At 46.9% G+C, this 10,691-nt stretch carries 10 protein-coding genes and 1 pseudogene; 1 reads left to right on the top strand and 10 read right to left on the bottom strand.

All coding sequences use genetic code 11. From position 1 onward, the window contains the following. The 7 genes and pseudogenes from P8O70_01825 to P8O70_01795 all read right to left on the bottom strand — a co-directional run. Nucleotides 1-261: SDR family NAD(P)-dependent oxidoreductase (locus tag P8O70_01825; GenBank protein ID MDG2195623.1), on the bottom strand; the 261-nt coding region annotated here is incomplete at its 3' end. Nucleotides 262-385: 124 nt separating this feature from the next. Further along, on the bottom strand, nucleotides 386-1,345 hold the full coding sequence (locus P8O70_01820) for an alpha/beta hydrolase (GenBank protein ID MDG2195622.1): 960 nt from the start codon (nucleotides 1,343-1,345) through the stop codon (nucleotides 386-388). A gap of 56 nt (nucleotides 1,346-1,401) precedes the next feature. Next, a pseudogene (phnY, locus tag P8O70_01815) lies at nucleotides 1,402-2,842 on the bottom strand (phosphonoacetaldehyde dehydrogenase). Between the two features lie 14 nt (nucleotides 2,843-2,856). Next, nucleotides 2,857-4,098 (bottom strand): phosphonoacetate hydrolase, encoded by a 1,242-nt coding sequence (gene phnA, locus P8O70_01810; GenBank protein MDG2195621.1) that lies wholly within the window; start codon nucleotides 4,096-4,098, stop codon nucleotides 2,857-2,859. An 18-nt stretch (nucleotides 4,099-4,116) separates the two neighbouring features. Beyond that, on the bottom strand, nucleotides 4,117-5,241 hold the full coding sequence (locus P8O70_01805) for a 2-aminoethylphosphonate--pyruvate transaminase (GenBank protein MDG2195620.1): 1,125 nt from the start codon (nucleotides 5,239-5,241) through the stop codon (nucleotides 4,117-4,119). 104 nt (nucleotides 5,242-5,345) lie between these two features. Next, nucleotides 5,346-5,624, bottom strand: coding sequence for a hypothetical protein (locus tag P8O70_01800; protein ID MDG2195619.1), 279 nt, complete (start codon nucleotides 5,622-5,624; stop codon nucleotides 5,346-5,348). Between the two features lie 658 nt (nucleotides 5,625-6,282). After that, a complete protein-coding gene (locus P8O70_01795) occupies nucleotides 6,283-6,780 on the bottom strand; it encodes a hypothetical protein (protein MDG2195618.1) in 498 nt (165 codons plus the stop codon). A gap of 384 nt (nucleotides 6,781-7,164) precedes the next feature. Between P8O70_01795 and P8O70_01790 the strand changes: the two genes are divergently transcribed. Next, nucleotides 7,165-7,506, top strand: coding sequence for a hypothetical protein (locus P8O70_01790; GenBank protein ID MDG2195617.1), 342 nt, complete (start codon nucleotides 7,165-7,167; stop codon nucleotides 7,504-7,506). Nucleotides 7,507-7,538: 32 nt separating this feature from the next. Here P8O70_01790 and hisD read toward each other — a convergent pair whose 3' ends face one another. From hisD to P8O70_01775, 3 genes are read right to left on the bottom strand one after another with little or no spacing between them, the layout of a single operon-like run. Next, complete coding sequence (gene hisD, locus P8O70_01785) at nucleotides 7,539-8,858, bottom strand: histidinol dehydrogenase (GenBank protein ID MDG2195616.1); 1,320 nt, start codon at nucleotides 8,856-8,858, stop codon at nucleotides 7,539-7,541. 33 nt (nucleotides 8,859-8,891) lie between these two features. Further along, on the bottom strand, nucleotides 8,892-9,692 hold the full coding sequence (locus P8O70_01780) for an ABC transporter permease (GenBank protein MDG2195615.1): 801 nt from the start codon (nucleotides 9,690-9,692) through the stop codon (nucleotides 8,892-8,894). Continuing rightward, complete coding sequence (locus P8O70_01775; GenBank protein MDG2195614.1) at nucleotides 9,689-10,633, bottom strand: ABC transporter permease; 945 nt, start codon at nucleotides 10,631-10,633, stop codon at nucleotides 9,689-9,691. Before P8O70_01775 ends, P8O70_01780 begins: the two co-directional genes overlap by 4 nt. Between the last annotated feature and the right edge of the window lie 58 nt (nucleotides 10,634-10,691).

Here is a 10,691-nt window from a genome sequence, read left to right as displayed (position 1 = left end):
CACTCCAGCACAATTGACCAGTACATCCAATGAATTAATCTCATCAATACAGGCTTGAACAGCACTCCCATCCCGGACATCCAATTCCTGAAAGCTGATTGCAGTTGATCCTGACTGAACCTGAGCACGTTCCACCTCCTCCTTCGTTGCCCCCGTTGCGACTACTAGATCTCCGTTTGACGCAAATACTTGGGCAATGGCAGCTCCGATTCCACTGCTACCTCCGATCACTAAAATCTTTCGCTTGCTGCGATGACTCATTGATACACCTATGAATTTTCAGGAGGAATTTCATTGGGAAGTCCAGCAACTGCTGCAATCCAAATTTTGTAGTAGTGGAGCAGCAGCTCTGTAAAATCGGTAAGAATTGATGGCTGAAATTGACTCAGGACTTCAGCGCACGTAGTAGAGCCTCTGTCCGGCGAGCCAGGATGCTCTGGCTCAACGCAGATTCAGGAGCAAAGACCTCTGATGCGTGGTAGGCGCCAGGATACACATGCAGTTCCGTCGGCACACCGGCTTGGATCAGACGAGCCGCAAACTGAATGTCTTCATCTCGAAAGAGATCCAGTTCGCCGACATCAATAAAGGTCGGTGGTAAGCCCGCAAGGTTTTCAGCTCGTGCGGGTGCAGCGTAATTATCTGCTGACTTTCCTCCCAGATACCATTGCCAAGCCTCGACATTCCCTTCACGATCCCAGACCCCCACGTCCATGATTTCGTAACTGGAAGGAGTCTCATTCCGATCATCAATCATTGGGTACAGTGGCATCTGAAAACAGATTCGAGGGAATCCCTTATCCCGGGCCATCATCGTGGTGGCGATCGTAAGACCACCCCCTGCACTGCCACCAACTACAGCCAGTCGATCCACATCAAAAGCCCATTCGTCTGCATTCTGTGCCATCCACTTGAGTGCGGCATAGCAGTCCCGCACAGGAGCTGGATGTGGGTGTTCAGGAGCCAATCGATATTCTACTGAAACTACCACTGCCTGGATTGCTTCGCAAAGCTCGGTAGCTTTCAGGTTCTCTCCCTCCACAGCACCCATGATCATCCCGCCACCATGAATGAAGAAGATTCCCGGCAACACACCGGAAGCAGCTTTTGGACGATAGACTCTCACCCCCACTGGAGGTGCTTCCTCTGGGCCTGGGATCTCACGATCCTCCGTGACCACGTTTTCATTCGGTGGCTGGTCCTTAGCCCATTTTTGCTGTTGTTCTTCCAGTTTTTGTCGTCTTTCACGAATATCCTTGATGGCATTAAAACCTCCGGGAGTCTCCGCAAGCATCTCATCTAGCGGTCCACGAGACTCAGTATCGATTCGATCTCGGATATTCATAATTCCTCAAGCCTTTGGAAAAAATTGATCAGCAGTGAACAGATTGCAGTAAATTTCTACATAACCCAGGGCATTGAGAAAGTCTTCAGGTTCGTGTAGCTTTTCATCGCCTCAATCACCCCTTCCTTGTAGCCCAATCCGGAATCCTTGATCCCTCCGAATGGCGACATTTCAATGCGATAGCCAGGGACCTCCCAGATATTAACGGCTCCATGATTGAGTTCGGCAATGAAACGAGTGATGTAGTCCAATCGATTTGTGCAGACTCCCGATGAAAGACCAAAAGCCGTCCCATTGGCCAACCGAATTGCCTCATCAATGTCCTGAATCCGGATGATAGGGATCGCAGGCCCGAAAGTCTCCTGCATTACCAACTCACAGTCCCAGGGGACATGATCAACAACCGTGGGAGGAAATACCACTCCCTGGCGATTGTTTCCGTGCAACAACTTGGCACCTACAGCGACCGTGTCTTCCACTCGACGCTAAAACAAAATAGCTGATTGCTCGTTGATCACCGTTCCTACGTCCGTCTGTGGATCTATCGGGTCACCGTATTTGAGCTTCTTGGCTTTCTCGGTTACCAACCTCACAAAGTCATCGGCAATCGAATCAATCACGAGAATGCGCTTGACTGCCGTACAACGCTGCCCCGAGTTCTTGGGTCGCTCCCGCAACAGCCAAGGTCGCTGCACGGTCTAAGTCCGCATCTTCCATCACAATCAGAGGAGAGTTACCACCTAGTTCCAGTACGGTTCGACGGTAGCCTGCCTTCTCGGCAATCATCTTCCCAACTCGCACGCTGCCCGTGAAAGTAACCAGGTCAATGAGTGGGTTACAGATCATCTCGTCACCAATATCCTCAGGCCGTCCGGTGACCACCTGGAACATCTCCGGAGGAAGACCTGCTTCATAGAGAACATCGGCCAGTAACAAAGCCGTCATGGGTGTCAGTTCTGTCGGTTTGCAGACCATCCGATTGTTGGTGGCAATGCTGGGCGCAATCTTGTGGGCCACCATGTTCAGCGGATGGTTGAAAGGGGTGATGGCGCTGATCACGCCCTGCAGAGGTTCTCGCTGGGTGAAGATTTTTCACTTCTGCCCATGTGGTGTCAGGTTGCAGGAGAAGACCTGACCGTCATCAAGGATGCAGAGTTGACCGGCAAGATTGAAGACATCGAAGGCACGTCCCACTTCATAGAGAGAGTCCTTTTTTGAGAGTCCAGACTCTGCTGTGATCAGGTCTGAAATTTCATCCCGTCGTGCTACCAACAGATGCGCTGTCTTGGTCAAAATTTGCTGACGCTCATAGCGAGTCAACTTGGGTTTAAATTCCTTGGCAATCTTTAGCGCCTGCTGAACCTGCCCCCGAGAAGCATGGGGAACCGTGCCCACGACTTCATTGTTGTAAGGATTGAAAATTTCTAACGATCCAGCATCACCTGAGACCTTCTTGCCACCAATGCGCATCGTCTCATTGCATTGTACTGCGGGCATGAAATGTTTCCGAGCTAGGATGCGTGATTCAGGGCAAGGTCGAAGAGATCGTAATTATGAAGCAAAGCCCCTGATGCCTCCACTTGCTGACTAAATACAAGTGGAACTTGACGATCGCAGACGCCTCCGTGTGACCGGAGAGGTTCCTTGAGTTGGCTCAAATCATGGCGTTCTGGTGTTGTTCCCAAGACCTTGTTCGTGGTGGAAACAACAATCAGATCACCAAGGCGATCATTCGGCAAATCAAAGGCCACACATCCTTCCGTGTTTGTATAAGCAGCCTCGATCCCTTCGACTTCAGCTAAGCACCCAGCAAGTTCCTGGGCTTTTGTCGTATCAGCAAGATACACCGTAGCAAAGGATCCCAATGCTCCATGATGAACCACGTACGGATCCGTGATCGGTAGAATCACCCGGGATTGTCCCACACCAAGCCACTCATCAAAAAGGGATTGCAGGTACAGCACATCCGGCTCACCTGTGTGATTGAACTTGGCATTCATGCCATGATCGGCAGTCAACGCCAAGGCGGCCCCCTGTGCATGGAGTTCCTCCCAGTAGCGATCCATCATCGCATAGAACTGATTGGCTACCGGTGTTCCGGGCGCGTGCTTGTGCTGAATGAAGTCAGTGGTGGAGAGGTACATTAGGTCGGGCCGAAAAGAGCGCATCAGTTTGACCCCCGCATCAAAAATAAACTCGGACAACTCCGCAGAATAGACACTTGGAATCGGCTTGCCTACCATGCTCTGGGCATTCTCGATGCCGTTCTCAGCAAGTGTCGTCTCATTCGCTTTTTCTGAGGAGAAGCAGATCGCTCTTCCAGAAGTGTAGTCTAATCCATGACCCAGTAATCGGCGCAGTTTATCCTTTGCTGTCACAATCGCAATCTTGGCCCCTGCCTCATGAAATGTCTGAAAAAGTGTCCCAGTACGCAGGAACTTCGGATCATTCATCATCACTTCTTGGCCAGATTCAGGATCCAGAAAGAAGTTTCCAGAAATCCCGTGAACCTTCGGTGGGACGCCCGTGACAATCGAGAGATTATTCGGGTTCGTGAAGCTGGGGACGACACTATGTCCACGCAAGTCCGTACCAGATTCCAGCATTTTTTGTGTGAAGGGCATGTGGCCCCCTGCGATCGCTTCTTCGATGTACTCCGGTTGGGACCCATCGATACAGACAGCCACCAGCGGTTGCTGAGGCCAAGAATATTCTCTACCGTTTACAGTTAGTGGTGAATTCATTGGCATCATTCTTACAAGTTAAACACTTTAAGCAGGCTTGCCGCTAGCAACACCCATTTCTACTAGAATAGATTTCATCACATCTACTGCAGCCTGCATATCTATCGGCTGGAGATGACCAATGCAGCCCACTCGAAAACTCGGAGCAACGGTCAGTTTTCCAGGATAAAGGATGTAGCCACACTCCTTAACCCGATCATAAAACGTTTGGAAATCAAAGGCAGGATCAGCAGGCATCCGGAAGGTAACAATGATTGGAGCTTGTCGCTCGGGTGGCAACAGAGGTTCAAAACCTAGATCTGCCATTCCAGAAACAAGAGTTCGGCAATTCTCTGAATAACGTGCGTTGCGTCCTGCCACACCCCCTTCTTTCTCAAATTGTTCGATCGCCTTGTCAAAGGCAATCAAAACATGGGTTGGTGGGGTGAAGCGCCATTGGGAGCTGGCTTCCATGGTCTGCCACTGATCGTACAAGTCCAAGCTTAGCGAATGCGCATTGCCTTTGCTCTGTTCTAGTTTCTCCCTACGGATAATCGCATAGCCCATCCCCGGCACACCTTCCAAACACTTGTTGGAAGAGGCCATCACGGCATCGAACTGTAACTGCTGAGCATTCAGGGGAATGGCTCCGAAAGTACTCATCGCATCAATGAGTAGTGCACGCTTCTGCTGGGCAACGATCTCAGCAATCTGCTCCACTGGATTGAGGATTCCAGAGGTTGTCTCACAATGAACAGCTAGCACATGGGTGATCGAAGGATCGTTTGCAAGTGCCTGCTGCAGAGCTTCTGGATCAGGTGGTGAATCTTCCGACGTTTCCTGAACGACAAAAGCCCTCTGCATATAGCCAAGCATCTTAGTCATACGCTGACCATAGGCCCCATTGACCAGTACCAAGGCCTTACCTGATCGGGGAATCAAGGTTCCCAGCGCAGCTTCAACTGCAAAGGTTCCACTGCCCTGTAAGGGTACACAGACATGGGTAGAAGTGGCTCCAGCAATTTCTAGGAGCTTCTGTCGCACTCGAGCGTTCGCTTCCAAAAAGGCTGCATCTCTTGAACCCCAGTCATACAGCATAGCTTCTTTCGTTTCATGAGAAGTCGTCAGGGGACCTGGTGTGAGCAGACGAGGGTCATCGGGTGTGAGAGACATTTCAGGACAATGACTAAGTTAGTGATTGATTGAGCTAGTTACAGATAATAAAATCTAGTTAAAAGTACAAATTATTGAGTATTAAAAAGAGATGACAAAAATTATTAATTCGCAATCTCACGCTGAATCAAAATTCCTATTTTTTTGATACGATGATAAACAGTTTTTCTATCACATTCTAAGTAAGATACAACTGCAGTAATATTCCAATCCAATTCTTCAATAATATTTTTGAGTAATGACTGATTAGCATCATTTTCTAAAGTACTAAAACGAATTTCTTCAGGAAGATCTTGTAAAGAAACAGTTTCTTCTCCTAGTATTTGAGCAAGCTCTAGGACGTTCTCTAACTGTCTGATATTTCCTAGCCAATCGTATTGCAATAATGCAAATCTAGCAGCTAATTATAGTTGCAAAGATTCCGAGTTATATCTTTTGGAAAATAAAAATTTATTGATCAGCTAATCCAAATCTTTCCCCCTCAAATACATTTCTTCCCTGCTTCTTTTGACACCTCATCCAAGCACCAGCACATTCCCAACCTTGATCTGAAAGTGAAGATTGAAAGGATTGTAAGTTACCAATGAATCTTCTATCTGGCGTCAGAACAGAAGACTTTCAATTGCTGGAAACTGCAAACGGAGATTCCTTTAAATCTCTTGTTTTGAATTTTGAACTACTGGAATCCTACACAATCGTTAACCTACAGCACCCATACAGTGAAGATGTTTTCAAGATTTGGCATAATGGCTAAGTATAATTTTGAATTCAAACAATCTGTAGATTTTGCTGTACATTCTAACACAGTTCGCCTGTTCAACGAATCTGAGAATCGAGTCTAAACTAGAAGAGTAATTCCTTTCTCTGATTTGGCTCTAAATAGAATCGGGAAGCTTTCCTCTATGTTATTGGATTTGGGAGTATTCTTTTACTTCTTTCTATCTTGGGTTCCGATCCTTAACGATTAAATTTAGCAACAAAATTTCAGAGTTCGTATATTTGTGCTTTTTGTGAGCGCTGCCAGTCCATTTTGTGAGAAATTCAGATCTCTTCATTAAACGCCATCACTTCACAACGTCCATAGCTCTGCGTAGGAATAACTGCACCATCTTTAGTAATTGTATGCTGTGATGTCGTTGCGACAAAAGTTCCTGCCTCCCGGTTTTCTCGCATCACCATCACTGCCGTGGTATGGATGGGTCGCTCCGGGTTGACTTCCAGAAAATTCAGTGCTTCCAGGGTACGGATGATAAAGACTTCCTGAATTCCACTTGGTTCACCTGGGACTCTCTTGATCAAACGGGCCTTGCTTCCTTTTTGCGGAATGGCCGCAAAGATATACTCCATGTTTTCGATGGTATCTTCTTTCGACCAAGTTGTTTCCCAGGAAGTCCAGTTGGTCGTCACCTGTCGAGTGAACAAACAACGTAGACTCTTGGCCTTCAAAATGTTTGCATCGCGAATAAACAATGCATCTTCTGCCGCATGTAGTGGACTGGTGAAGAGAATCATGAGTAGGGCCAACAATCCAAAAATCATGGGTCGACTCTGGCAATGGGTTCCAAAAATTTTCTTCTCCAAAATTGTTGTTCTGAAGAGGATTGATTTGATTTATCTTCTACACAACTGCAGGTTTTCTTCCTTCTGGACAAATTCATCTATTTTCTGAGGTTTTCCTCTGCTAGTTTCCATTCCTCATCCTTTCTGGCCCAACCAATATCATCATAAAAGTGGGAGATGGCTGGATTCTTGTTTCAGTTACTAGTAGAAATTCTGTCACATTAATTTTTACAACTAAATTTTCTCAAACTGAGTCGTTGAAGGGCCTTGTTTCACAACAGATTCGACTCACTGCATTTGTGAGTCAATAAAACTCTGATCCTTCGAACAGAAGATTCTCTATTTATTCCAAAAAGGTGGACGATGAATCAGTTATTCCCCCCAAAGGGTATGGACCGCAGAAAGAGTGATCGCAGGGCGAATGAACGTCGATCTGATGAAAGAAGACACCATGATCGAAGATCTGGTTCAGGAGAGGTAGACAGAGAACGTCGTCAAAGGGAAGAGTTGGTGGAGTTGACAGACCGGCGCTTAACAGACCGACGTGATCAGGATCGGCGGGAACTCGATCGAAGGCAAATCAATTTATTGCTGAAGCCAGAAGCACAAGAACTCCTAACGAAAACACCCTGGATGGAAGAACTACTTGTCAAGATTGCTGAGGATCAAAAAAGTTCTACTGGAGATCACAAGCAAGTTACTTAAGCTTCCTAATCCACAAGCAGCATTCCTCCCCCTCAGATATACTTTTCACGTATTGGAGAAACTGCGTTCTCATGGGAAGAAAACCCCTCATAACGTGCTAATACTTTAGCCCTTTTTGCAAGTTCTGGATAGGCTGGAGGAGTGACGTATCCTAGCGAACTTCGCTTCATAAAATCGTGAACAGACAGTGGGCCATAGGTTTGGGCACCCTGACTCGTTGGCAGCACGGCATTGGGGCCGAGTGAGAAATTGCCAATGCAGACTGGGGTATGAGGCCCCATCAAGATTTCTGCAGCCTCTGTGATGTGACCCAAGTGGGTGAACGGCTCTGTAGACAGCAGTTCCAAGTGTTCTGGAGCATAGTCATTGATGAACCGGTAGCTTTCCTCGACTGATGATGTCAGCAAAATTCCACCATAGGGTCCTGTCAATACAGTTTTAGAAAACTCTACCCGCTGTGCCGTCATTTTGGCCCAGTGATCAGGCAAAGCAGCCATAGCTTCTTCCACTACACGGCGAGAATGTGTGACCAAGTAAGCTGAACTATCTGGTCCATGTTCCGCTTCAATTAGCAAATCCAGTGCGGCAAGCCCACCATGAACACTATCATCAGCAAAAATAATTGCTTCAGACGGTCCAGCTGGTAAGCCTGGATCAATAATATCAGACAGTAATTGTTTAGCTGCTACAACCCAAGGGCTACCTGGACCAACAATCTTAAGTGCACGTTCAATAGTCTCAGTACCAAACGCAGCAGCAGCTACAGCTTGCGCTCCCCCACACTTGTAGACCGTACCGACACCCGCAATACTTGCGGCTACCAGAGTTGCTGAATCCACAGATCCATCGGGCAATGGGGGAGTGTAAATCGCTAACTTTGGCACCTGAGCTACTACACCAGGTACTGTGGTCATCATCGTCACTGATGGGAAAGCTCCCTTCCCACGCGGTACATAAATCGCGACAGAACGAATTGGAGTTATTCTATCTCCAGCATAAGCGCCCGGACGAATCTCCTTCATCCACATAGTTTGTGGCTTCTGCTCCTCATGGAAAGTTCTGATATTGGCAATGCCATAGCGAATTGCTTCAATGACTACTTCTTCGACTTCTGCAAACGCAGCAGCAAACTCTGCTTCACTCACCTTCAGGGTTTCCTTACTTAGTAGCGTAGAACCATCTAATTCTTGGCCGAAGCGAACCAGTGCCTCATCTCCTTCTGCACGCACCGCCTCGATGATAGGCTTTACTTTCTCCACAAAGCTTGAAAGATCAGCCTCTGAACGCTTTAGCAAAGCTTTATAATCCTTGGCTGTCAGCTTACTAGTTTCGTGAAAAGATACAGTTGACATAATGCAGTGCCTTTCTAAGTGAGTTTGGTGGGGTCACTTCGATTTCAGAAAGATTTCCAATCCAACCAGTTTGTCCAGTACAGCAATAGCCAACATTGCCACCGCAATAAAAACAACCGAGACAGCCGCTAGGTCTGGGGTGATGATTGAACGGATAGAATTGTAGACTTGTACAGGGAGTGTGACAATCCGAGCATCCACTAGCAACAGACTGACAAGAAATTCGTTCAAGGATAAAATGAACATTAGCAAAGAGCCTGTGATGATTCCCGGCATCACCGACGGCAAGGTCACATAAAAAAAAGTTTGAACCGGACCAGCACCACAATTTTGAGCAGCAAGTTCCAGATCAGGATCTAGGCCCGTAGCACTTGAGGAAACCGCCCAAATCATGAAAGGGAGGTTGATCACAGCGGTGGCTACACCAACTGGCCAAAGGCTGCCAAGAACACCAACTTCACCAAAAACTAGCATCAATCCAATTCCCGAACCAATCAATGGGATTGTAAAAGGTAGCAAGAGATAGGTTTGAATCAAAGCACCCTTACGTAACCGATACTTTGTCAGAGCAATCCCTGCCAAGGTCCCTGTAGGCAAAGAGATGAACACACAAATTATGGCTACCCAGATTGAGCGGATGAAGGCATCCTGCAACTCTTGCTTCTCTACGAGAGCTTCGTACCACTTCAAGGACAACCCATCCGGGGGAAAAACGATGATATTTCCAGAAGTCAGAGAGGCTCCTAGCACAACCAGCGTTGGTGCAGAGAGGGTGATGATCGAGATGACTACTAGTGTCCAGAAAAATAGTTTCTGGGAAACTGGCTGGTTCATTTATCTTTTGCACCCATGGCTAGTGTCCCTGCACCAACCAACACAAAAACAACCCAAACTAAAAATGAACCAATTACGATCAATAGCACTGCCAGACTGGAACCAAATCCCTGATCTGACGTCCGGAAAAACTGGTCATAGATTGCGTTTGCCACAAAATCCTGAGTTCCTCCACCAAGAATAGCTGGCATCGCAAAATCTGTCAGAGAGAGGGTCAAGACCACCAAACCCGCACCGATCATACCTGACTTAGCCATTGGAAATATTACATGAAGCATCGTTTCCACCCAGGAAGCTCCAAGAGATTCAGCAGCAGCTTCAATTTCTTCAGGAATTGCGGTTAACGCTGGAGCCAGCATCAATACAGCAAATGGAAACATGTATTGTACAAGCCCGAAAAGAACTGAAGGATAGTTGAAGAGCATTCGTAGTGGCTCAATACCAACTAAACCCAATATATCATTCACTATTCCTTGTTTGCCCAAGATAATTAGCCATCCGTAAGCGCGTACTACTTGTCCAATGAAAAAAGGCAAAAACAGAGTGATTAGTAAGAATTTTCGTAGAAATGCACTACGGGTTCTTACCATAACGTAGGTGTAGGGGAAGGCGAGTAGCAATGTAATCATGGTAACAATAGTTGCACCAAGAATACTTCGCCAGATAACAGATCGAATGAATGGTTCTATCAGTGCTCGCTCATAGTTTGTTAGCGACCACTCCTCCGAGAAAAGGAAGGTACTTGTATCGAGTGTTCTTAAGGAGGCGTCACCAATATAACCAAGCCCAAGAACAAGTAGGCCAACCAACAAAATTGCAGGACTCAGCATTAAGTAAGGGCTCCAGAAGCCTCCTCCTTTGGGCCAAATTTTTTTGAAAATAGCTTCTAACATATCCATTAGGCGCCACATTAACGGATATGAAGATAGATTACGTCTCATCAGTTTCCAGTTAATCTATAAAACCACTGGAACTTTAGATTAAAGCCCAGTGGCCGAA

It is taken from the genome of SAR324 cluster bacterium (assembly GCA_029245725.1).
Classification (GTDB): Bacteria; SAR324; SAR324; order SAR324; family NAC60-12; genus JCVI-SCAAA005.
This window is presented reverse-complemented; position numbering and strand designations above follow the sequence as displayed.

What these genes read in the sequence shown, in the direction of transcription:
- P8O70_01805 (MDG2195620.1), bottom strand. Translation starts at nt 5,241, where the DNA reads ATGTCTCTCACACCCGATGACCCTCGTCTGCTCACACCAGGTCCCCTG.
- P8O70_01790 (MDG2195617.1), top strand. Translation starts at nt 7,165, where the DNA reads ATGAATCAGTTATTCCCCCCAAAGGGTATGGACCGCAGAAAGAGTGAT.
- P8O70_01820 (MDG2195622.1), bottom strand. Translation starts at nt 1,345, where the DNA reads ATGAATATCCGAGATCGAATCGATACTGAGTCTCGTGGACCGCTAGAT.
- P8O70_01780 (MDG2195615.1), bottom strand. Translation starts at nt 9,692, where the DNA reads ATGAACCAGCCAGTTTCCCAGAAACTATTTTTCTGGACACTAGTAGTC.
- phnA (MDG2195621.1), bottom strand. Translation starts at nt 4,098, where the DNA reads ATGATGCCAATGAATTCACCACTAACTGTAAACGGTAGAGAATATTCT.
- hisD (MDG2195616.1), bottom strand. Translation starts at nt 8,858, where the DNA reads ATGTCAACTGTATCTTTTCACGAAACTAGTAAGCTGACAGCCAAGGAT.
- P8O70_01775 (MDG2195614.1), bottom strand. Translation starts at nt 10,633, where the DNA reads ATGAGACGTAATCTATCTTCATATCCGTTAATGTGGCGCCTAATGGAT.
- P8O70_01795 (MDG2195618.1), bottom strand. Translation starts at nt 6,780, where the DNA reads ATGATTTTTGGATTGTTGGCCCTACTCATGATTCTCTTCACCAGTCCA.